This is a genomic window from Rathayibacter sp. VKM Ac-2804, assembly GCF_009866655.1.
In the GTDB taxonomy this organism is placed as follows: Bacteria; Actinomycetota; Actinomycetes; order Actinomycetales; family Microbacteriaceae; genus Rathayibacter.
Map to the genome: position 1 here is coordinate 656,042 of NZ_CP047420.1, position 22,434 is coordinate 678,475.

Here is a 22,434-nt window from a genome sequence, read left to right on the forward strand (position 1 = left end):
CGCATTCTCGGAAGGGAGAGGGACGGGGAGGGACGGGCCGGGGAGGAGGAGTCCTCCCCGGCCCGGGGTGCGAGCCGGCTCGCGGTGACGCCGGCTCGCGGCGAGCCCTAGCTCATGGCGAACTCGACGTTCTTCTGCGCCTCCTCCAGCGCCGACGCGGGGTCCGCACCGCCGATGATCTGGGTGATCGCGGCGCTCACGGCGTCGCGGCCCTCGTAGTAGTACGCGCCGGTGTTGTTGCTCGGCACCTCGGCGCCGAACTCGGCGACCTCGGCGAAGATCGGCTGGCCGGCGAAGAACTCGTTCGGCGCCTCGTAGGCCGTCGAGGATCCGGCGGGCAGCCAGTTCGCCACGGCGCCCGACGTCGGCAGGATCGTGTCGTAGAGCTCGGTCGAGCCGGCGAAGGTCGAGGCGAGGAAGTCGGCCGCGAGGTCGACGTCGGCGTTCGCGCTGATCGCCCAGGACGATCCGCCGCTGGCCGTGTAGTTGGTCGCGCCGGAGATGCCGTCGAGCGAGGGGACGTTGGTGATCGCCCAGTCGCCGGCCTGGTCCTCCGCGGACTGGATGGAGCCGACGATCCAGACGCCCTGGATGGTGCCGCCGACGGAGCCGTTCACGAAGGTGCCGAGGTACTCGTCCCACGAGTTGACCTCGACGAAGACGCCGGACTCGACGAGCTGCTTGTAGACGTCGATCGCGGCGAGGAGCGCGTCGTTGTCGGTGATCGTCGGGTCGCCCTCGTCGTCGAAGAGGCTGGCTCCGGCGCTCTGCAGCATCATCATGATCATGTCCGAGGAGCCGGCCTGACCGGAGAGCAGCGGCGACCCGGTCTTCGCCAGGACGTCCTTGCCCTTGGTCAGGAAGTCGGCCCAGGTGATGTCGGTGAAGTCGTCGATCGTGTAGCCGGCCGCCTCGAGGACGTCGGTGCGCAGCGCGGTGACCGCGGTGCCGGAGTCGAACGGCACGCCGTAGTGCACGTCGTCGACGGTCGAGTAGGCGGTGACCGCCTCGGGGAACTCCGAGAAGTCGACGGCGTCCTCGGGCAGCTCGCTGAAGATCTCCGGGTAGTTGACGAGGTTCTTCTGGAACGCGTTGTTCTGCATCAGGAAGACGTCGGGCAGCTCGCCGTACTGCTGCGACTGCGCGAGGGTGGTCAGCTTGGGCTGCAGGTCGTCCCAGGGGGTCTCGATGATGTCCAGCTCGAAGTCGGGGTGGTCCTCCTGGTAGATCTTCTCGGCCTCCTCGAGGGCCGCGATGTTGAACAGCGGGTCCCAGGCCCAGACGCTGAGCGTCTCGTCGCCGTCGCCTCCGCCGGCGCTGTCGCCACCGCCGCCGCCCCCGGCCGCGCAGGCGCTGAGGGCGAGGACGAGGGGCAGGGAGACGGCCACGACGGTCGTGAACTTCTTGGAGCTTCTTCGCACGGATTCGTTCCTTCTGTGTGGGTGGAGAGTGCTGCTGCGGAGTGCAGTGCTGCTGCGGATGCAGTGGTGCTGCGGGAGAGAGGACAGTGGTGCTGCGGGAGGGAGGAGAGGGGGCGCTCGGGCTCAGCCGAGCGGCTGCCAGGGCCCGTACGGGTCGCCCGGGGCCTGGTTGCGGGTCCACCACTTCGCGCGGTAGCGCTGGCCCTGGTGGACGACGACGTCGCCGGTGTCGAAGATCCGCGAGGCCGTCCAGACGGCGGTGCCGTCGGGCGCGGTCGCGAGCTGCTGCCACGGGCCGTTCGGGTCCCCGGGGGTCTGGTTGCTCGTCCACCACGACGCCCGCCAGAGCGAGCCCTGGAAGAGGACCGTGTCGCCCTGCTGGTAGACCGACCCCGCCGACCAGGAGGCCGCGGCCTGGCGGCGGAGGGCCAGCGCGTCGACCGTCAGTCCGGCGCCGCCGGGGCCGCTCGCCAGGATCGCGACCGTGGCGGTGCCGGCCGGCAGCGAGAACTCCGCCGAGCGCACGTCGGCCCAGCCGCTCGTCGCGGGGATCTCGGTGCGGTGCTCGACGCCGTCGGCCCCGGTGACCACGATCCGCGCGGAGTCGAGTCCTCCCGGCCGGTCCGCGCGGAGCGACAGCGTGTAGACGCCCGCGGGGACCTCGTCCTGCTGCTGCACGCCGCCCGAGAAGGCCTGCGCCGCGCCGAGCCGGAGGGCGAAGCGCGAGCCGTCGGCGCCGGGCGAGGGGTTCGAGACGAAGGCGGTGGTGGTGGAGGCGGGGTCGGTCGTCTGCGTCCAGCCGGTGACCGCGGTCACCGGGATCCGGTCGGCGGCGAAGTCCGGGTTGAGGATCCAGTTGTTGCCGGCGCCGACCTGCCACTCGCCGGAGCGGGCGTTCACATCCCACTCGCTCAGCGACTCGAAGCGGACGTCCGCGCCGGTCCCGCTGAGCGGCAGCCACTGGTTGTAGCCGAGGCCGTTCCAGGCGAAGTCGGCCCAGCGGTCGCCGGCGTAGATCACGGTGTCCTGCTCGGTGCCCTGCACCGTCAGGAAGAAGCCGCTCTGGGTGACGTGGCTGTAGTCCTTCTCGGTGCCCGGGAGCACGTACATGCTCGAGTACGGGCCCTGGATCCGGCCCTCGAGCGAGCGCACGAGGTAGGTCTGCGAGGTGTTCCAGCCGTGCAGGTCCGAGCTCGCCACGTAGTACTGGCCGTCGAGCTTGAACATCGCGTTGCCCTCGCGGCCGGCGCCGCGGTAGACCTCGACGGCCGTCTCGACCGAGAGCGAGTCGGTGTCGCTGATCCGGCCCACGTAGGTGCGGCTGCGGCCGTCGCGGTAGGAGAAGACGAGGTAGTCCGCGCCGTCGTCGTCCGTGAAGACGGTCTGGTCGCCGGTGCCCTGCTCCCAGCCGGGCTTGCTCGGGTTCCGGTAGACGCCGGGGATGTGGGTCTGCAGGTTCGCGTACTCGAAGTCGGCGACGGGCGAGTCGCCGCTGAGGAAGAGGACTCCGGCGTTCGTGACGCGGGCGGGGTCGGGGCTCTCGAACTGGGTGAGCAGGACGTACTTGCCGGTCTGCTCGTTGTAGGCGACGCCGAGCCGGCCGATCCAGACCGCGTCGGCGAGCGTCTCCATGTCGGAGAAGTAGGTGCCGGAGACGTCCTTCGAGGCGGGGATGTCGAGGCGGGTGTCCCGGGTCGCCACGTCGTTCTCGAACGTCCAGTGCACGAGGTCCTCGGAGGAGTACGCCGTCACCGCGACGAAGTCGCCCTCGCCGGCCCGGGTGTAGGCGCGGGTCGGGGAGTCGTAGTAGAGCTGCGAGCCGGTGTACTCGACGCCGTACCAGTAGTAGCGGTCGCCGAAGCGGAAGATCCCGCCGCCCTGGGAGAAGATCGGATCGCCCGCGGTGTCGAGCCAGAACCGGTTGTTCTCGATGGTCTCGAGGGTGCCGTCGGCGAGCGGGACGAGGGCGGCGGCGGTGGTCTGCAGGCCGTTCTTCGCGGCGACGACGGCCGCGGCGCTCGCTCCGGAGTCGTCGAGGACCTCGCCCGCAGTGACGGTCGCCGCGGCGAAGGGCGCCCAGGACGCGGCCGTGTAGGCGGAGGGGACGCGGGTGCGGTACTCGTCGAGCCGCTCGCGCAGCCCGGAGATCCGGACGAGGCCGGTCTCGGCCGTCTCGAGGTCGCTGCGGGCGGCCAGCAGGGCGGCGTCGGTCGAGGCGGCGTCGTCGCGGGCGGCGGTCGCGGTCGCGACGGCGGCCGAGAAGGGGGCCCAGGAGGAGGCGGTGAAGTCCGGAGCGGCGAGGGCGCTCACCCGGTCGAGCGCGGCGGCGAGGCGGGCGCGCTCGTCCACGAGCACGGTGCTGGTGAACTCGGCGGAGGCGTGGTTGATGAAGCCGACCGTGACGACCCGGAGGACGTGCTCGCCGGGGGCGAGGCCGGTGAAGCTCGCGATCGGGACCGTCGTGGTCGATCGGGCGCCGCGGTAGTCGGCCGAGCCGATCTTCTCCCCGTCGACGAAGACGTCCGCGGTGCCGTTGGTGGTGGCCTTCCGACCCGAGAGGGCGACCGTCTCGCCGGTGAAGGCGATCTCGAAGGCCGCGCCGCCGGTCGCCCAGGTGTGCGTGCTGTTCTTCGACCAGGCGCCCTCGTAGAAGGTGGCGTTCGGCGTGCCGCGGACGGTCGTGGTCTCGGTGAAGGCCACCGTCGTCGTCCGGATCTCGGCCGCCTCGGCGGTCTGCCCGGCGAGGGGCGACTGGCCGGTGAGCACGAGCAGCCCGGCGAGCAGAGCAGCGATCAGGGCGGGGAGCCGCCTCGTCGTCGTACGCGTCATGTCGTGCCTCCGTCATCGCAGGTCCACCGTGGTACAGCGCTGTACCACGACGCGAATCTAGCCTGGAGGATCCTTCGAGGGCAAGGAGACTTTTCGCTGATCAGCGAGTCGTGCCGCGGGCGACGACCTGCGACCGGGCGAAGAGGGTGGTCGCGGGGGTGTCCACCCGGTCGATCCGCGCGACCAGCCGCTCGAGGGCCGTGCGGGCGATCCACTCGATGCGGGAGTCCATCGAGGTGAGCGGCGGGGACAGGAACGCCGACTCCTCGACGTCGTCGAAGCCGATCACCTGCACCTCGTCCGGGATGCGCAGACCGCCCTCGCGCAGCGCCGAGAGCGCGCCGGTGGCGAGGACGTCGTTGAAGCAGACCAGGCCGTCGAACGGCACCCCCGCCTCGACGAGACCGCGGGCGACCCGGAAGCCGGAGCCGATCGTCCAGTCGTAGCCGGTGACGCCCACCAGCCGCGGGTCGAGGGTCCGGCCCGCGGCGGCGAGCTCCTCGAAGACGCCGCGCAGCCGCAGCTCGGCGTTGCCCTCGCGGGCGGAGCCGATCCGCCCGGCGTCGAAGGGGGCGTGCGCGCCCACGACGGCGAGGGTCGTGCTGCCCCGCTCGAGGAGGTGGGCGGTGGCGGCGCGCGCGTCGGCGACGTCGTCGGTCGTCACGCGGTCGACCAGCTCGTAGGTGTCGCGGGTGCCCAGGCAGACCAGGGGGTACTCGACGTCGAGCGCGGAGCGGTCGAGGGTCTCGTGCTCGGACAGCGAGAGCAGCAGGCCGTCGGTGAGCTGCGAGTTGAACCGCTCGAGCAGCCGTCGCGAGCCGTCGCCGCCGTCGTCGGGGTAGGTCGTCACGGAGACGACGAGATTCATGTCGCGCGCGGTCTCGATGACCGCCTCGGCCAGCTCGGCGAGGTAGACCGCCTTCAGGGTCGGCACCGCGAGCGTCACCGCATCGGTCCGGCCCCGGGTGAGGTTGCGGGCCGCGACGTTCACCGTGTAGCCGAGCTCCTCGACCGCCGCCCGGACGCGCTCCCGGGTGCCCTCGGCCATCCGGCCCGTGCCGTTGACGGCGTTCGACGCCGTCTTGAGCGAGACGCCGGCGCGCTCGGCGACGGACTCGAGCGTCGCCTTCCTGCGCGGTGGTGCCATGTCGAGCGCCTTCCGTCGTCCCGGGGTGGTCGGCCTCCCGGCCACCCCATGGATACACCACGGCTCGGCTCCGACACTGCGCGGGTGCCGATGGTCAACCCTCCCCGGTCGCCCGACCGCGATCGCGGAGCGCGGCGGATACTGGGAGCGCACCCGATAGCAGACAGATGTCGGACTGCGCGGAGCGCGGCCCGGCGAAGGAGGAATCGTGAAGGCACTGCGCTACACCACCGTCGGACAGGCCCCCGAGGTCGTCGAGATCGAGAAGCCCGTGCCCGGTCCGGGCGAGATCCTGCTGCGGGTGACCGCGGCCGGCGTCTGCCACTCCGACGACTACGTGATGAGCCTCCCCGAGGAGGACTACCTCGCTCAGCACTACCCGCTGCCGCTGACCCTCGGCCACGAGGGTGCGGGCGTGATCGAGGAGTTCGGCCCCGGCGTCGAGACGGGCCTGCAGATCGGCGAGGCCGTCGCCGTCTACGGACCGTGGGGCTGCGGCCACTGCCTCAACTGCTCGCGCGGCGCGGAGAACTACTGCACCAACGCCGAGGCGGAGGGCATCCGCCCGCCCGGGCTCGGCAATCAGGGCTCGATGGCCGAGTACATGATCGTCGACGACGTCCGCCACCTGATCCCGATCGGCGACCTCGATCCGGTGAAGAACGTCTCGCTCACCGACGCCGGCCTCACGCCGTACCACGCGATCAAGCGGAGCCTGCCGAAGCTCGGCGCGGGCACCTGCGCCGTCGTCATCGGCTCGGGCGGGCTCGGCCACGTCGGCATCCAGATCCTCAAGGCGCTCTCCGGCGCGACGGTGATCGTGCTCGACGTGAGCGAGGAGAAGCTCGAGCTGGCGAAGCACGTCGGAGCCGACGTCACGCTGATCAGCGACGCCTCCGCCGCCGAGAAGATCCGGGAGATCACCGGTGGGCTCGGCGCGGACGCCGTGTTCGACTTCGTCGGCGCCGGCCCGACCATCGCGACCGCCACGGCGGTCGCGGCCGTCGAGTCGGACGTGACCATCGTCGGCATCGGCGGCGGGCAGGCGACCGTCGGCTTCGGCACGATCGCCTACGACGCGGCCCTGCGGATCCCCTACTGGGGTTCGCGCAGCGAGCTGATCGAGGTCTTCGAGCTCGCCAAGGCCGGCCGGATCGACGTCGAGGTGCAGCAGTACGCCCTCGACGACGCCCCCCAGGCCTACGCGGACCTGCACGACGGCACCGTCCGCGGCCGAGCGGTCATCGTCCCGTAGGCCTTCCTGGTCGCCCCTTCCTGCTGATCCGGAGGGGCTCCTCTTCATGCTGGTCGAGTAGCCCCGGAGGGGCGTATCGAGACCCACCCGTCTAGCCTTCGAGGATGCGCTCCCGGCTCCTGCACGCCCGCGAATCGTTCTGGTTCCTGCCCACGCTGTTCGGCGTCCTCGCGATCGTGCTGGCCTTCGGGCTGATCGAGATCGACCGCCTGCTGATCCGCGCCGGGATCCAGGACCTCCCGCTCGTCGAGGACCTCTCCGCCACCGGCGGCCGGGCGATCCTCTCCGCGATCGGCGGCACGATGCTCGGGGTCGCCGCGACCTCGTTCTCGATCACGATCTCGGTCCTCGCGACCACGTCCTCCGCCTACGGGCCGCGGCTGGTCCGCAACTTCATGGCCGACCGCGGCAACCAGGTCGTCCTCGCGGTCCTCACCTCGACGTTCCTCTACTCGCTGATCGTGCTGCGCTCGGTGCACACCGAGGAGGACGCGACCCTCGCCTTCGTGCCGGTCGTCGCGGTCGGCTTCGCGGTGGTGCTGGCCGTCGGCGACGTCGCCGTGCTCGTCTACTTCATCCACCACATCGCGCTGTCGGTGCAGGTGACCACGCTGCAGAAGCGCGTGCTCGGCGAGCTCGAGGACGTCATCGCGGAGCTCTCGGGCGACGAGGACGAGCCGGACCGCCGCGAGGAGCCGTTCCCCGCCGGCGGCGTCGTGCTGACGGCGCCCCGCGCGGGCTACGTGGAGCAGCTGGAGCTGGAGCGCCTGATCGCGCTCGGCACCCGCCACGACGCGGTGCTGCGGGTGCTCGCCCAGCCCGGCGACCACGTGCTCGCCGGCGACCCGGTGCTCGAGGTCGTCGGAGGGGGCGACGGCTCGGGAGACCTGGCGGAGGCGGCGCTCGCCGCGGTCGTGATCGCCGACGCGCGCACTCCGCACCAGGACCTCCGCTACGCCGTGCAGCAGGTCGTCGAGATCGGCGTCCGCGGCCTCGCGACCGGCACGAACGACCCGTACACCGCGGTCAGCGCGCTCGACGCCCTGACCGGCGCGCTGGTCGAGCTGTGCGGCGGCGACGGCGCGCGCACCCGCTTCCGCGACGCCGACGGCGTCGCCCGCCTGTTCTGCACCTGGCCGACGGCGGGCGACCTCCTCGCCGAGGTCTACCTCGCCCTGCGCGCCTACGCGCTGGATCAGCCGCTCGTCGTCCGCGCCGGCCTCCGCCTGGCGCAGCGCCTCGAGCCGGTCGCCCGCGGTGCATCCCGAGCCGAGCTGCACCGCCAGATCGAGGCGTTCGCGGCGGCCTACGACGCCGCCGACCGCGACGCGCTCGAGGCCCCCGTGGTGCGCCGCGACCTGGCGGAGCTGCTCGCGCGCCTGTCCGCCGCGGATCGCGCGCGCGACTGAGGAACACCTGCTGACTCGATCAGCATGAATCGATTCGCAGCGACGGCTGCAGTCATGCTGGTCGAGTAGCCCCGCAGGGGCGTATCGAGACCCGCCGTCAGCGCAGCGGCGCCGTCGACGATCGCAGCACGAGGCGCGCCTGCACGGCCGTGCGCTCCTGGCGCTCGCCGGTGCGGATCCGCGCGGCCAGCATCTGCAGGGCCTTCTCGCCCAGCAGCTGGTGGTCGAGGTGCATCGTCGTCAGCGGTGGCGAGTAGTAGGCGGACTCGGGCATGTCGTCGACGCCGACGATCGAGTAGTCGTCGGGTGCCGTGCGACCGCGCTCGGCCATCGCGCGGAGGAAGCCGAGCGCGATCTGGTCGTTGGCGGCCGACACCGCGGTGAACGACCCGGGATCGACGGCCCTGCCCTGCTCGGCTCCGGACCGCGCGTCCCACTCCCGGCACCGCAGCACCTCCAGCGGGGCGACGCCCGCCTCGGCCAGCGCCGCCCGGTAGCCGCGCTCGCGGTCGACGGCCTCGTTGCGGTCGCCGGGGCCCGCGAGGTGCAGGATCCGCCGGTGCCCGAGCTCGAGCAGGTGCCGGGTGCCGAGGAAGCCGGCACCGTAGGAGTCGGCGTAGGTGGAGTCGCCGGCCGGGCCGCCGCGCTCGGACCGCGTCACGACGGGGACGGACGCGGCGATGTACTCGACCAGCTCGTCGAGCCCGCCGTAGGGGGTGCCGACGATGATCCCGTCGACCTGGAACGAGAGCAGCTTGTCGACCGCGTGCCGCATCTCCTCGCGGGCGCCGGGGGCGTCCGGCCCGACCTCGATCAGCGCCGTGATCAGGGAGAGCCCCTCGGCGCGCGCCCCGCGGCTGACGCCCGTCAGCAGCTCGGAGTGCCCGTAGTTCAGCGGACCCATCGCGAGGAAGCCGATCGTGTCGGTGCGCTGCACCCGGAGGTTCCGGGCGACGCGGTTGTGCCGGTAGCCGAGCTCGGCGATCGCCGCCTCGATCCGCACGCGCGTCGCCGGTGCGACGTAGCCGCCGGTGAAGAAGCGGGAGACGGTCTGCGCCGAGACCTCGGCGTGCCGGCCGACGTCGGCCATGCTCGGCCGCGCGCGGGGAGGGGTCGTGCTCGACATCGAGGCTCCCTCCCTGGCGGCGACCCGCTCACTCTACTGAGCCGATTCCGGCCGGAATCCCGTTACCCGATCGTGACCCATCAACCGGTTGCGCGCATTGTCGTCCGAATGTGTTATCGATAACGTATCCCTCATCCACCGCCGCGAGAGCTCCAGTCCCGGCTCCGATCGGCGGATCCGACGTCGATGTCGCGCTGCTGCGATGTCGAGCAGCGAAAGGACGCGAAGATGCGTGCTCTGACCCGATCCCGTGCTCTGACCCGATCCGTCGCCCTCGCCACGGGAGCTCTCCTCCTCGCAGGCGTGGCCGGCTGCTCCGCGAGCGGTGGCGACTCCGGCGGGAGGACCGAGATCACCTGGTTCAAGCTCACCGAGTCGGCCGAGTCGGCCAACGCGACGATCAACGGGATCGTCGACGACTTCGAGGCCGCCAATCCCGACATCACGGTCAAGGTCGAGGAGCGCTCGACCGACGCCCACAAGGACGCGCTGCGCACCACGCTCGGCACGAGCGGCGCCCCCGACGTCTTCTTCTCCTGGGCCGGCCCCGGTCTCGGCGGCGAGTTCATCGACGCCGGCGCGAGCCTCGACCTGAAGGAGTACTACGACGAGTACGGCTGGGCCGACCGCTTCTCCGACACCGCGATGTCGACCGTCACCCAGTACGGCGGCTACGACGGCGTGCCCTACACCCAGCGCACCGAGGCGGTCTTCTACAACAAGGACCTCTTCGAGCAGGCCGGCATCGACGCCGCGCCCGCCAGCTACGACGAGCTCGTCGAGGACGCCGGGAAGCTCAAGGACGCGGGCATCACCCCGTTCGAGTTCGGCGGCACCGTCAACTGGCACGTGATGCGCCTGCTCGACAGCCTCCTCGAGACCGAGTGCGGCGCCGACGGCTACCAGGCCCTCGTCACCGGCGAGGCGAGCTGGGCCGACGAGTCGTGCGTCACCGACACCTTCACCGAGTTCGCCACCTGGACGAAGGACTACGTCAACGACGGCTTCATCTCGATCAACAACGACGAGTCCAGCTCGCTCTTCTTCGGCGGCAAGGCGGCCATGGCGATCGAGGGCGACTGGTTCAACCAGCAGGTCCGCGACGCCGGTATGTCCGAGGACTCGGTCGGCATCTTCGCCTTCCCCACCGGCACCGACCGCATCTACGGCTTCAACGAGAACAACTACATCTCGGCGAACTCCGAGCACCCCGCCGAGGCCGCGAAGTTCCTCGACTACCTGACCTCGGCCGAGGCGCAGTCGACGTTCATCGAGACCTTCGGCAGCCGCTCGGTCAACGTCGACGTCGCCCCCGAGGACCAGAGCGCCTTCGACGCCCTCTGGAACCCGATCACCGAGGCGGCGACCGGCGTCTACATGAACAACGACCAGAACCTCTCGCAGTCGCAGACCACGGAGTACTGGCGCATCCAGAACCTCGTCGCGACCGGCGAGCTCGACCCGTCCGACGCCGGCGCCGAGTTCCAGACGTTCATCGACCAGCAGTGACGCCGCGGGCGGAGGGGGCCGCGCGTCCCCTCCGCCCGAGCGCCGCCGTGCCCGAGCATCCCGTGTCCGAGACGTCCGAGAGGTCCGACATGACGACATCCACCCCCGCCCGCCCGCGGCGGGCCGCCCCGGAGCCGACGCGGCCGAAGCACCCGCGCCGCCGGGCCCTCGCCCGCTTCGGCGGCACCGGCTTCCTCGCCGCACTGCCGTTCCTGGCACCGGCGCTCGCCGCCTACCTCGTCTTCGTGGTCGGCCCCTCGCTCGAGTCGGTGCGGCTCAGCTTCTTCGAGTGGTCCGGCTTCCAGGGCGCCCCGCAGGTCTTCGTCGGCCTGCAGAACTACGTCCGCATCTTCACCCAGGACCCGGTGTTCTGGACCGCGTTCTCGAACACCCTGATCTGGGTGGTGCTCTCCCTCTTCATCCCCGTCGGCCTGGGCCTCGTGATGGCGCTGGCGCTCAACCGCCCGCTGTTCGGCCGGAACGCCTTCCGCTCGCTCTTCTACATCCCGGGTGTGCTCGCTCCGATCGCCATCGCGAACATGTGGCGCTGGATGTACAACCCGAACTACGGCGTCGGCGTGAACCTCGCGCAGCTGTTCGACCTGCCCTGGCTGGCCGAGGTGCAGTGGCTCGGGGACAAGAACCTCGCGCTGTACTCGATCTTCGCGGCCTTCGTCTGGCAGATCGCGGGCACGAACATGGTGCTCTTCCTCGCCGGCCTGCAGAGCGTCTCTCCCGACCACGTCGAGGCGGCCCGGCTCGACGGTGCGAACGCCTGGCAGGTGTTCCGCAACGTGACGATCCCGGCGCTGCGGCCGACCACGGTCATCGTCGTGGTCCTCACGATCATCAACTCGATCAAGGTGTTCGACCTGATCGTCGGCATGACCGGAGGCGGCCCCGCACAGCAGACGCAGGTGCTCGCGCTGTGGTCGTTCCAGCAGTCCTTCAACAACCACGAGTACGGCCAGGGCAACGCGATCGCCACGGTCCTGCTCGTGATCACCCTCGTCATCGTCGTCCCGTACATGGTGTGGACGGCACGTCAGGAGAAGAACTCATGACCGTCACGAGCATCCCGACCAGCGCGCCGGGCCTGGTCGAGCCGCCGAAGCGGCAGCGCCGTCCGGTCGGCGGGCGGGACTACATCCGCATCGCCCTGTGGATCGCGCTGGTCTTCGCCGTCCTGATCTGGGCGATCCCGCTGGTCTTCATGGTCTTCACCTCGCTGAAGAGCGAGGCGGACATCTTCAGCACCCCGGCCTTCGTGCCGCCGTGGTCGCCCGACTTCGGCAACTACGTCGAGGCACTGGACCGCGGCAACCTGCTCACCGCGGGCGGCAACAGCCTGATCATCGCGCTCTTCAAGGTGCCGATCGGTCTGTTCATCTCGGCGGCCGCCGCCTTCGCGCTGGCCCGGCTGCGGTTCCGCCGGCAGCGCCTGCTGATGGGGGTGATCGCGCTCGGCGCCATGGTGCCGATCCAGGTCGCGATCGCGCCGCTGTTCCAGGTGATCAACGGGCTCGGGCTGCTGAGCAGCAACGTGGGCATCATCCTGCCGTACATCGCGTTCGGCCTGCCGTACCAGACCTTCATCCTCTACGGCTTCTTCCGGCAGATCCCGGAGGAGATCGACGAGAGCGCGCGCATCGACGGCGCCGGCAACTGGCGGCTGTTCCTGACGATCATCCTGCCGCTGGCCCGCCCGGCGCTCGCCGCGCTGTTCATCCTCGACTTCGTCTCGACCTGGAACGAGTACTCCATCGCGCTCGCCCTGCTGCAGAGCCAGGACTCGTGGACGATCCCGCTCGCGCTGCAGGGCTTCCAGTCGCAGTTCACCAGCTCCTACGGGCCGCTGAACGCCTTCACCATCATGTCCGTCTTCCCCGTGCTGATCGTCTACCTGATGTTCCAGCGCTACTTCGTCGAGGGCGCCTTCGCCGGCGCCGTGAAGGCCTGACCGTGCCGCACACCACCGACACCGCCGAGCGGTTCTCGCGCGAGACGCGCCTGTTCGAGGTCCTCCGCGACCCGCGCGGGCACGCGATCGTCGAGCGCCGCCTCCCCGGGCTGGTGCACTCCTCGATCCTGCACACCCTGCACGGCTATCCGATCGGCCTCGTCGTCGACACCGAGGAGTCGCTCGGCGAGGCGGAGCGCGAGGCGCTGCTCGCCGAGGTCGCCGCGATCCCGACGGAGGAGCCGGCGCCGGTCCGCGAGCAGGAGCGGTACGTCGAGCCCTCCGGCGACTACGAGACCGCGGACGTCCCGCTCGCGTCGGCCGTCGTCTCCGCGCCCGCCACCGCCACCGTCTTCGGGCGCGTCGAGATCGAGCTGCGCGGCCCGTCGCACGGCAACCCGTTCGTCGACGTCGCGCTCTCGGCGATCGTCGACGGGCCGGGCGGCTCGGTGCGCGTGCCCGGCTTCTACGACGGCGACGGCGTGTACCGCCTGCGCTGGATGCCCGAGGCGACCGGCGAGTACGCCTGGACCACCTCGAGCAGCGCCCGCTCGCTCGACGGCGTCACCGGCTCCGTCTCGGTGACCGCGGCGCTCGAGGGGCGCCACGGCCCGGTGCGGGTGGCCGACACCTTCCACTTCGCGCACGCCGACGGCACCCGCCACCGCCCGCTGGGCACCACCTCCTACGCCTGGACGCACCAGGGCGACGAGCTGGAGGAGCGCACGCTCGCCGCGCTCGCCACCGCGCCGTTCACGAAGATGCGGATGTGCGTCTTCCCGAAGTCGTACCTCTTCAACGAGAACGAGCCCGAGCGCTACCCGTTCGAGGCCTCGCCGGCGACGGGGTTCGACTGGCAGCGCTTCGATCCGGAGTTCTGGGCGCACCTGGAGCAGCGGATCGAGCAGCTGGGCGAGCTCGGGATCGAGGCGGACCTCATCCTCTTCCACGCCTACGACCGCTGGGGCTTCTCGACGATGGACGCTGTCGCCGACGACCGCTACGTGCGCTACGCCGTGGCGCGGCTCGCCTCGTTCGCGAACGTCTGGTGGTCGCTCGCGAACGAGTACGACCTGCTGTTCGAGAAGACCGAGGAGGACTGGGAGCGCTTCGCGAGCATCGTCGTCGAGGACGACCCGTCGCGGCACCTGCTCTCGATCCACAACTGCCGCGAGTTCTACGACCACTCCCGCCCGTGGATCACGCACGCCAGCATCCAGCGGCAGGACGTCTACAAGACGGCCGAGATGACGACCGAGTGGCGCCGCTGGGGCAAGCCGGTCGTCATCGACGAGTGCGCCTACGAGGGCGACATCGACCAGGGCTGGGGCAACATCACCGGCGAGGAGCTGGTGCGGCGGTTCTGGGAGGGCGCGCTGCGCGGCGGCTACGTCGGGCACGGCGAGACGTACGTGCACCCGGACGACGTGCTCTGGTGGTCGAAGGGCGGCGAGCTGCGCGGGACGAGTCCCGCGCGCATCGCCTTCCTGGAGTCGGTGCTGGCCGAGGGACCCGAGCGCGGGCTCGAGCCGATCCCGCTCGACTGGGACGTGCCGCGCGCCGGCGTCGAAGGCGAGTACTACCTCTACTACTTCGGCTTCGACCGGCCGACCTACCGCCGCTTCCTGCTCGAGCCCGACGTCTCGTACACGGTCGATGTGCTCGACACCTGGGCCATGACGGTCGAGCGCCTGCCCGGCACCTACTCGGGCCGCTTCCGCATCGACCTGCCGGGCCGCGAGCACATCGCGGTGCGCCTGCAGCGCGCGCACTGACGCCTCCCTGCTGATCGAGTAGCCCGCGGAGCGGGCGTATCGAGATCCACCCTGCTGACGACGGTGGGTCTCGATACGCCCCTGCGGGGCTACTCGACCAGCATGAAGCTGTCCGTCGCCGGTCACCGCATGCTGGTCGAGTGGCCGCCGCAGGCGGCTTATCGAGACCCACCCCACCTGTTTATCGAGGACTCGAATCAATTCGACTAGGCTCGACGGCATGACCGAGAACACAGGCACCACCGAGACTCCGGGGGAGCTGCGCGTCGGCGTCGTCGGCCTCGGCTTCGCCGGCACCACCCACCTCGACGCCTTCCAGGCCCTCCCCGGCGCGCGCGTCGTCGCGCTCGCCGGCCAGGAGGCGGAGCGCCTGCGCGAGCTCGGCGCCAGCCGCGGCGTCCCCGACCTCTACGCCGACTGGGAGGACCTCGTCGCCCGCGACGACCTCGACGTCGTCTCCATCGGCGTGCCCAACCACCTGCACCACCCGATCGCCGTCGCCGCGCTCGCCTCCGGCAAGCACGTCTTCTGCGAGAAGCCGCTCGCCACGACCGCCGAGCTCGCCGCCGAGATGGTCGACGCGGCCCGCGCCAACGACCGCGTCCTCGAGATCGCCTACAACCACCGCCGCCGCGCCGACGTCGCCTACCTGCGCACTTACCTCGACGACGCCCCGCTCGGCGAGATCTACCACGCCCGCGCGAGCTGGCAGCGGCGCACCGGCATCCCCGGCATCGGCTCCTGGTTCACCAGCAAGGAGCTGGCGGGCGGCGGCCCGCTGATCGACCTCGGCTCGCACGTCCTCGACATCGCGCTGCACCTGCTCGGCGAGCCGCGGGTGACGAGCGTGTCCGCGGTCGCGTACGGCGAGATCGGCCGCTCCGGCCGCGGCGGGCGGCCGCACGGCGTCGCCGCCACCGGCACGCACGCCTTCGAGGTCGAGGACTTCTCCAGCGCGCTGCTGCGCCTCGACAACGGCCGCAGCCTGCAGCTCGACGCCTCCTGGGCCAGCTACTCCAAGGTGCACGAGGACATCGAGGTCGAGCTGCTCGGCTCGGCCGGCGGTGCCCGCCTGCACGTCGCCGACTACGCGACGGAGGGGACGCTCACGTTCTACTCCGAGGTCGCCGGGGCCCCCACCACCTCGCGCCCCGACGTGCCGGTGCCCGCCGGGCACCACCGCTCGGTGATCGCGGAGTTCCTGGCCGCCATCGCCTCGGGTGCCGACGCGCCCGCCGGCGGACCCCGCTACGCCGGCCACTACGGCGACTACGCGCTGCACCGCAGCCGGGTGGTCGACGCGATCTACCGCTCCGCCGCCGAGAAGAAGGAGGTGGCGGTCGCATGAGCGCTCCCCTCGAGGTCCTGGTCTGGAACGAGTTCCGCCACGAGACGCGCGGCGACGAGACCGTGATGCGGCACTACCCCGACGGCATCCACCGGGTGATCGCGGACGGATTGTCCGAGTCGCTCGGCGACGCGGTCTCGGTGCGCACCGCGACCCTCCCCGAGCCCGAGCACGGGCTGACCGAGGAGGCGCTCGCGAAGACCGACGTCCTGCTCTGGTGGGCGCACATCGCGCACCCGGAGGTGTCGGACGAGGTCGTGCAGCGGGTGCTGCGGCACGTGCAGGAGGGGATGGGCATCCTGATCCTGCACTCCGGGCACTACTCGAAGATCTTCCAGGCGCTGATGGGCACGACCTGCTCGCTGAAGTGGCGGAACGACCACGACCGCGAGCTGGTCTGGACGATCGCGCCGACCCATCCGATCGCCGAGGGCGTGCCGAGCCCGATCGTCATCCCCGAGCAGGAGATGTACGGCGAGTACTTCGACATCCCGGTGCCCGAGGAGACGGTCTTCCTCTCGACCTTCTCGGGCGGCGAGGTCTTCCGCTCCGGAGTGACCTACACCCGGGGCCTGGGCAAGGTGTTCTACTTCTCGCCCGGCGACCAGGACTACCCCGTCTACCACCACCCCGACATCAAGCGGGTGCTGGCTAACGCCGCGCAGTGGGCGCGCCCCAAGCGCGAGCGCACCCCGCTGACGGCCGACCACCACCCCCGAGGCTGGTTCGAGTCCTGACCCCTCCCGCGAGATGCCACTTGTGCACGCCTTTCACGGCGTGTCGCGTGCACAAGTGGCATCTCGCGGAGGCGATCAGGCTCGGCGGGCGTGCCAGGCGCGGAGGGCGGCGACGCCGAGCGCGGCGACCACCAGGGCCGTCACGGGGGTTCGGAGCGAGACGGCGGGGAGCATCAGCGCGCTGGTGAAGACGGCCTGCGCGTAGTCGAGCATCTCGAGCGGATGGCGGGCGAGCACCCGCGAGCCGGCGGCGGCCGAGACGGCGGTCACCAGCACCGGCCCGACCCAGAGCACGGCGAGGCTCACGATCCAGGCGATCACCCGGCCGGCGGAGAGGACCCCGCACCAGGCGAGGGCGAGACCGGCCAGGATCCCCGGCAGCCACTGCACCGCGTTCAGCAGCGCGACTCCGGCGGCCGAGCCGTCGCGGCTGAGCGGCGCCACCACTCCGGTCAGCCACCCACCGGCGGCGACCGCAGCGAGCGAGATCGCGACGGCCGCCCCCGCCCTCGGCGCCCGGGCGATCACGAGCACGAGCAGCGCGCCGACCGCGATCGCACCGACGGTGCCGCCGACGATCGCCGCGAGGTAGAGGTCGGAGTCGCGGTCCTCCCGCAACCCGGCGGACACGGTCAGCGCCGACTGCACCAGCGCGACGACCTGCACGCCGACCGCTCCGAGCGCCGCGCCGAGCGGGCCGACGCCGCGGCGCCGACCGACGCGGGCCGCGAGTCCCGCGAGGGCCGACCCGACCACGATCACCGAGACGATCAGCGTCAGGAAGTACTGGCTGAACGGCAGGAGCGCGAGCGGCATCTCCTCGGGCAGGACGTCGGTCGCCCAGAGGTTCTGCAGCGGCAGCCGCAGCCCGGTGAGCAGCCACGGCAGCAGTCCGAGCACGCCCGCTGCGACGCCGACCCCGAGACTCGGGAGCAGGCGCGGGCGAGGGTGGACGGGCGCTGCGGAGGAGGTCACCCGACCATCCTCCCGCGAGTGCTGTCCCGCGGGGGCCCGCTCGTGCGACTGTGAGGAGTCCCCGCTCCACCCCGCATCCACGCCCCACACGAGAGGAGGGCCGCCGTGGCCCTCGACCAGACCGTCCGCTCCTCCGCGGCCGAGCTCGACCGCCTCGACCCGCTCGCTGGCTACCGCTCGCGCTTCGTCGGCGCGGACGACCTGGCGCTGCCCGCCTACGTCGACGGCAACTCGCTCGGCCGTCCGCTGAAGGTCCTGACCGAGCGCTACGCCGCGTTCGTCGAGCAGGAGTGGGGGAACCGCCTCATCCGCGGCTGGGACGACAGCTGGTTCCAGCTGCCGCTGACGCTCGGCGACCGCCTCGGCCGCTCCGTGCTGGGCGCCGCTCCCGGCCAGGTCGTCGTCGGCGACTCCACCACCGTCTCGCTCTACAAGCTGATCCGCACCGCGCTGACCGCCCGGCCCGGCCGCTCCGAGATCGTCATCGACCGCGGCAACTTCCCGACCGACCGCTTCGTGGTCGAGGGCATCGCCGCCGAGACCGGCGCCACGATCCGCTGGATCGAGACCGAGTCCGGCAGCGGGGTCACGCCCGACGACGTCCGCGCGGTCGTCGGGGCCGACACGGCCGTGGTCGTGCTGAGCCAGGTCGCCTACCGCTCCGGCTACGCCGCCGACGTCCCGGCGATCACCGCGATCGTGCACGAGCACGGCGCGCTGGTGCTCTGGGACGTCTGCCACTCCGTCGGCGTGCTGCCGATCGAGCTCGACGCCTGGGGCGTGGACCTGGCGACGGGCTGCACCTACAAGTACCTCAACGGCGGCCCGGGCGCCCCCGCCTTCCTCTACGTGCGCCGCGAGCTGATCGCCGGGGCTCAGCAGCCGATCCAGGGCTGGATGGGCGTCAAGGACTCGTTCCGGATGGGCGAGGACTACGACCCCGCCGACGGCATCCGCCGCTTCCTCAGCGGGACGCCGCCGATCGTCGGGATGCTCGCGATGCAGGCGATGCTCGACCTGATCGAGGAGGCCGGCCTGCCCGCGATCCACGCCAAGTCGATCGCGCTGACCGCCTTCGCCGTCGAGCTGTTCGACGAGCACCTCGCCCCGCTCGGCGTCGAGCTGTCGACCACCCGCGAGCCCGCGCGCCGCGGCGGCCACATCACCGTCGACCACCCGGACTTCGCCGCGATGGTGCCCGTGCTCTGGAAGCGCGGGATCATCCCGGACTTCCGCACGCCCAGCGGCATCCGGCTCGGCCTCTCGCCGCTCTCCACCTCCTTCGCGGAGGTCGAGACCGTGGTCCTTGCGGTGCGCGACCTGCTCGTCGAGGGGGCGCGCGAGTCCCGAGAGGTCCACGGCGGAGCGTGAGCGGGGTCCTCGACCTCGTGGCGCGCGAGGCCGACCAGGTGCTCCGCTACGGCGAGGCACCGGAGCAGATCGCCGAGCACTACCGCGGCTCCGGTAAGGGCCTCGTGCTGGTCGTGCACGGCGGCTTCTGGCGCGCGCGCTGGGACCGGAGCCACGCGCGTCCGCTGGCCGCCGCGCTCGCCGACGCCGGCTGGTCGGTGCTGCTGCTCGAGTACCGGCGCGTCGGCGACGAGGGCGGCGGACGGCCGGGCACCTTCGACGACGTCCTCGCGGCGATCGCGGCGCTCCCGCCGCTGCTCCCCGCGGAGGAGCGCCCGCGCACGGTCCTGGTCGGCCACTCGGCCGGCGGCCACCTGGCGCTGTGGTCGCAGGCCGCACATCCCTCGCCGCACATCGACGCCGTCGTCTCGCTCGCCGGAGTCGTCGACCTGCGCGCCGCCGCCGACGAGCGGCTGGGCGACGGTGCGGTCGCGGAGCTGCTGGGGCCGGACGGCCCGCTCGACGACCTCGACCCGGCGCGGCTCCCCGGCCCGCCGATGCCGACCGTGCTGCTGCACGGCGCCCTCGACGACGAGGTCCCGATCGCGCACAGCCGCCGCTACTGCGTCGCGCACCCGTCCGCGCGCCTCGTCGAGCTCCCGGACGCCGACCACTACGCCCCGATCGACCCGCGCACCCCCGCGTTCGCCGCCCTCCTGGCCGTCCTCTCAACAGTGCCCCTGCACAACTGAGGCGGGATCTCCCGAATCGACCTGTTCTCCCGCCGATCGCGCTTCCTGGCCATGGTTGTGCACCCGTTCGCGGGTCGACCCTCTCGTCAGAGATCGGGCACGGAGGCGGCGGACATCGCTCGGTGTCTCGGCGAAAGGCAGGGCTCGGCCGTCAGGCGCGCAGTCATGCTGGTCGAGTAGCCCCGCAGGGGCGTATCGAGACCCACCGTCCTCAGTGGGGCGGTCTGCAGACTCGTCCTGCCGGCGGTGGTGGATCTCGATACGCTCGCTTCGCGGGCCACTCGATCAGCATGGACGGGTCCGCGCAAAGGCGGTGAGCGATCCGCGAGGCGGCGGGGGCCGCCGCTACAGGGCCGGCGGATAGAGGAAGAGGGGGACCTGCGCCGTGGGGAAGGTGCGGGTGACGTAGCTGTGGCGGCCGCCATAGTTGTACTCCTCGAGGAGGACGGTGCCGTCGTCGTTGACCTGCTGCACGTAGGAGACGTGGTTGTAGGTCCACCAGGCGACGCAGCCGACGATCGGGACGGCGCTGGTGGCCCAGCCCTTTGCGGCCCAGTTGTCCGGCCACTCCCAGGCGCTGCCGCCCAGCGGGGTGATGTTGCCCCAGGTGTACGTCCACGGCGCTGCGGTCGCGCCGGCGTCGCGGTTCAGGCGCCAGGCCACGAAGTCGACGCACTCGCGGTAGTAGTAGCCGAGCGGGGAGAGCCCGCCGCCGTTGTCGTCGATCGTCTCGTGCGGCCACGGGTAGTCGTCGCCGACGGCGCGGGTCTGCACGGTGCTGAAGCCGCCGCCGTTCGCGTTCTGCAGGACGGCCGCCTGGCGGCCGGCCTCGTCGAGCTGCGCCTGCGTCGGTGCGGCGAACGCGTCGCGGACGGCGGTCTGGCCGGCCGCCTCCGAGGAGACGGTGAGGTTCTGCAGGCCGACGCGATTCGCGGCGGTGCCGGCCGCCGTGGCCGCGGTGCTGCGGGCGCCGTACGCGGGGAGGGCCGCGGTGGCGAAGAGGCCGCCGACGATCGAGAACGTGGCGAAGCCGAGGGTGCGCCGGCTGAGCGAGCCGGTGCGGGCGGGCTGCGGGACCGCGGGAGTGCGCGGGGCGACGGGCGTGCGCGGGGTCGCGGGGGCGGCGGCGGTCCGGACCTCAGCGACGCGGGTCTCAGCGACGCGGGTCTCGACGACGCGGGCCTCGGCGGCCGCCTCGGCGGCGCGGGCCTCTCGGCGGGTGCGGTGCACCGGCGCGGAGGGAGAGGTGTCGTGACACTCCAGCGGATCGGGAATGCCAGTGGTCGACACGCGTGCACTCTCCTCGGGTGGGCGGACGGGGGGTGGTGCAGGGGGGCCTGCGGGGCGGTGCGGGGCGCCGGCAGGGCCCGGCGACTCGTCACTCTAGCCCGCCCCCGCCCGGTAACGGAATGATCACGGGCGAACTCGTCGCGCAGCATCGCCTCCCGGCCGGGCCCCGGTGGGAGGATGGAAGGACCAGGGAAGGAGCCGTCCATGACCGAATCCACCCCCTCCGGACCCGTGCTCGTCGGCGTCGTCGACGGGCAGCGTCCCGAGGTCGTCCGCACCGCCGCGCAGCTCGCCTCCGGGCTCGGCGCCCCGCTGCTGCTGCTCACCGTCGTCGCCGATCCGTACCTCGTCGGCGAGTACGTCGACCCGATGACGGGCGGCATCCCCGTCGGCCTCGTGCCCCGCTCCGGAGCCGCCGACGCCGGTCCGACCGAGCCGCCCGGACTCCGCGCGTCACTCGCCGAGCTCCTCGACGGCACGGGAGTCGCTTGGACGCTGCGCACCGCCCAGGGCGAGCCGGCCCTGGCCCTCACCGACGTGGCCGAGGAGGTCGACGCCCGGATGATCGTGGTCGGCACCCGCGACCCCGGGGTGCTCGCGGGCATCGCCGAGTTCCTCAGCGGCAGCGTCGCGGTGCACCTCGCGCACCGGCAGCAGCGCCCCGTGCTCGTCGTGCCCCGCGCGGGCGCGGACGCCCGGCGCCGCGTCCCCTGGGACACGGGGGAGTGACGCCGCTGCACCTGCGGCCGAGCGCGATCCTCCTGGTCGCGGTCGGCGGCGCCGTCGGCACGGCCGCCCGCTACGGGACGGTGCTCGTCCTGCCCCCGATCGGCGCGGTCCCCGTGGCGACGATCGCGGTCAACCTCGTCGGCGCGTTCCTGCTCGGCCTCCTGCTGGCCGGCCTCGCCCGCCGCGGGCCGGACAGCGGCGGGCGGCGCACCCTCCGCCTGCTGCTCGGCACCGGGGTGCTCGGCGGCTTCACGACCTACAGCACCTTCTCCCTCGACACGGTCGCCCTCCTCGAGGACGGGCGCTGGGCCGAGGTCCTCCTCTACACCGGCGTCACGCTCGTGCTCGGCACCCTCGCGGCGGTGCTCGGCGTCGTGCTCGCGAGCCGGCGGAGCGCGGTGACGGAGTGACGCACGTGCTCCTCTTCCTCGGCGTCGCCCTCGCGGGCGGTGCCGGCGCCGCGGCCCGCCTCGTCCTCGACGGCGTGGCGCGCTCGCTCGTCCCGGTGCGCTGGCCGGTGGGGACGCTCCTGATCAACGTCTCCGGCTCGCTGCTGCTCGGAGTCGTCACCGGCCTGGCGCTCGGCGGCGCTCTGGACGAGTCGTGGCGCCTCGTGCTCGGCACCGGGGTCCTCGGCGGCTTCACCACGTTCAGCACGGCGAGCGTCGAGGCGGCGCGGATGCTGCTGGAGCGCCGCTGGCGCGCGGGACTCGGCTACGGGCTCGGGATGTGGGCGGCGGCGCTCGCCGCGGCGGTCGCCGGGCGGGCGCTCACCGGGGCGCTGCTGCCGCCGGGATGAGACGGGATGTCTCCACGACCGCC

At 72.1% G+C, this 22,434-nt stretch carries 19 protein-coding genes; 13 read left to right on the forward strand and 6 right to left on the reverse strand.

Annotation, left to right across the window (positions count from 1 at the left end):
• Positions 1-107: 107 nt before the first annotated feature.
• The 3 genes from GTU73_RS02975 to GTU73_RS02985 form a co-directional block, all read right to left on the reverse strand.
• A complete protein-coding gene (locus tag GTU73_RS02975) occupies positions 108-1,421 on the reverse strand; it encodes an extracellular solute-binding protein (protein WP_160086848.1) in 1,314 nt (437 codons plus the stop codon).
• Positions 1,422-1,544: 123 nt separating this feature from the next.
• On the reverse strand, positions 1,545-4,250 hold the full coding sequence (locus GTU73_RS19450) for a carbohydrate-binding protein (RefSeq protein WP_160086850.1): 2,706 nt from the start codon (positions 4,248-4,250) through the stop codon (positions 1,545-1,547).
• Positions 4,251-4,350: 100 nt separating this feature from the next.
• The gene (locus tag GTU73_RS02985; protein WP_160086852.1) at positions 4,351-5,397 is read right to left on the reverse strand and encodes a LacI family DNA-binding transcriptional regulator; all 1,047 of its coding nucleotides are present in this window, start codon (positions 5,395-5,397) and stop codon (positions 4,351-4,353) included.
• Between the two features lie 208 nt (positions 5,398-5,605).
• On the opposite strand from GTU73_RS02985, the gene GTU73_RS02990 reads away from it, so the two are divergent.
• A complete protein-coding gene (locus GTU73_RS02990; RefSeq protein WP_160086854.1) occupies positions 5,606-6,652 on the forward strand; it encodes an NAD(P)-dependent alcohol dehydrogenase in 1,047 nt (348 codons plus the stop codon).
• Between the two features lie 104 nt (positions 6,653-6,756).
• Entirely contained in the window at positions 6,757-8,061 is a 1,305-nt protein-coding gene (locus GTU73_RS02995; protein ID WP_160086856.1) for a DUF2254 domain-containing protein, read from the forward strand.
• A 97-nt stretch (positions 8,062-8,158) separates the two neighbouring features.
• Here GTU73_RS02995 and GTU73_RS03000 read toward each other — a convergent pair whose 3' ends face one another.
• Positions 8,159-9,187: a LacI family DNA-binding transcriptional regulator gene (locus tag GTU73_RS03000; RefSeq protein WP_160086858.1), complete on the reverse strand. Its 1,029-nt coding sequence runs from the start codon at positions 9,185-9,187 to the stop codon at positions 8,159-8,161.
• Positions 9,188-9,490: 303 nt separating this feature from the next.
• On the opposite strand from GTU73_RS03000, the gene GTU73_RS03005 reads away from it, so the two are divergent.
• The 6 genes from GTU73_RS03005 to GTU73_RS03030 all read left to right on the forward strand — a co-directional run bounded on the left by GTU73_RS03005 (position 9,491) and on the right by GTU73_RS03030 (position 16,516).
• Entirely contained in the window at positions 9,491-10,696 is a 1,206-nt protein-coding gene (locus tag GTU73_RS03005; RefSeq protein WP_208543730.1) for an extracellular solute-binding protein, read from the forward strand.
• 89 nt (positions 10,697-10,785) lie between these two features.
• A complete protein-coding gene (locus GTU73_RS03010; protein WP_160086862.1) occupies positions 10,786-11,760 on the forward strand; it encodes a sugar ABC transporter permease in 975 nt (324 codons plus the stop codon).
• Positions 11,757-12,656: a carbohydrate ABC transporter permease gene (locus GTU73_RS03015; RefSeq protein WP_160086864.1), complete on the forward strand. Its 900-nt coding sequence runs from the start codon at positions 11,757-11,759 to the stop codon at positions 12,654-12,656. The genes GTU73_RS03010 and GTU73_RS03015 overlap by 4 nt, the downstream gene beginning before the upstream one ends.
• A gap of 2 nt (positions 12,657-12,658) precedes the next feature.
• The gene (locus tag GTU73_RS03020) at positions 12,659-14,431 is read left to right on the forward strand and encodes a DUF5605 domain-containing protein (RefSeq protein WP_244231748.1); all 1,773 of its coding nucleotides are present in this window, start codon (positions 12,659-12,661) and stop codon (positions 14,429-14,431) included.
• A gap of 220 nt (positions 14,432-14,651) precedes the next feature.
• Entirely contained in the window at positions 14,652-15,779 is a 1,128-nt protein-coding gene (locus GTU73_RS03025; RefSeq protein ID WP_160086866.1) for a Gfo/Idh/MocA family oxidoreductase, read from the forward strand.
• Complete coding sequence (locus GTU73_RS03030) at positions 15,776-16,516, forward strand: ThuA domain-containing protein (protein ID WP_160086868.1); 741 nt, start codon at positions 15,776-15,778, stop codon at positions 16,514-16,516. The genes GTU73_RS03025 and GTU73_RS03030 overlap by 4 nt, the downstream gene beginning before the upstream one ends.
• Before the next feature lie 75 nt (positions 16,517-16,591).
• Here the strand turns inward: GTU73_RS03030 and GTU73_RS03035 are convergent, their stop codons facing one another.
• Positions 16,592-17,491: a hypothetical protein gene (locus GTU73_RS03035; protein WP_160086870.1), complete on the reverse strand. Its 900-nt coding sequence runs from the start codon at positions 17,489-17,491 to the stop codon at positions 16,592-16,594.
• Between the two features lie 105 nt (positions 17,492-17,596).
• On the opposite strand from GTU73_RS03035, the gene GTU73_RS03040 reads away from it, so the two are divergent.
• Together GTU73_RS03040 and GTU73_RS03045 are read left to right on the forward strand one after the other, a co-directional pair.
• Positions 17,597-18,862 carry an aminotransferase class V-fold PLP-dependent enzyme gene (locus GTU73_RS03040; RefSeq protein WP_160086872.1) on the forward strand — a complete coding sequence of 422 codons (1,266 nt, stop codon included), beginning with the start codon at positions 17,597-17,599 and terminating at the stop codon, positions 18,860-18,862.
• On the forward strand, positions 18,859-19,593 hold the full coding sequence (locus GTU73_RS03045; RefSeq protein ID WP_160086874.1) for an alpha/beta fold hydrolase: 735 nt from the start codon (positions 18,859-18,861) through the stop codon (positions 19,591-19,593). The genes GTU73_RS03040 and GTU73_RS03045 overlap by 4 nt, the downstream gene beginning before the upstream one ends.
• Positions 19,594-19,938: 345 nt before the next feature.
• On the opposite strand, the gene GTU73_RS03050 is transcribed toward GTU73_RS03045, so the two are convergent.
• Positions 19,939-20,823 (reverse strand): CHAP domain-containing protein, encoded by an 885-nt coding sequence (locus tag GTU73_RS03050; protein ID WP_160086876.1) that lies wholly within the window; start codon positions 20,821-20,823, stop codon positions 19,939-19,941.
• Positions 20,824-21,087: 264 nt separating this feature from the next.
• On the opposite strand from GTU73_RS03050, the gene GTU73_RS03055 reads away from it, so the two are divergent.
• Genes GTU73_RS03055 through GTU73_RS03065 form a run of 3 tightly spaced genes read left to right on the forward strand, consistent with a single transcriptional unit; the run spans position 21,088 to position 22,411 of the window.
• Entirely contained in the window at positions 21,088-21,612 is a 525-nt protein-coding gene (locus tag GTU73_RS03055; RefSeq protein WP_160086878.1) for a universal stress protein, read from the forward strand.
• Positions 21,609-22,022, forward strand: a complete 414-nt coding sequence (gene crcB, locus GTU73_RS03060) for a fluoride efflux transporter CrcB (protein WP_244231749.1) — start codon at positions 21,609-21,611, stop codon at positions 22,020-22,022. The genes GTU73_RS03055 and crcB overlap by 4 nt, the downstream gene beginning before the upstream one ends.
• Positions 22,019-22,411 (forward strand): CrcB family protein, encoded by a 393-nt coding sequence (locus GTU73_RS03065; protein ID WP_160086880.1) that lies wholly within the window; start codon positions 22,019-22,021, stop codon positions 22,409-22,411. The genes crcB and GTU73_RS03065 overlap by 4 nt, the downstream gene beginning before the upstream one ends.
• The last annotated feature ends 23 nt before the right edge of the window (positions 22,412-22,434 follow it).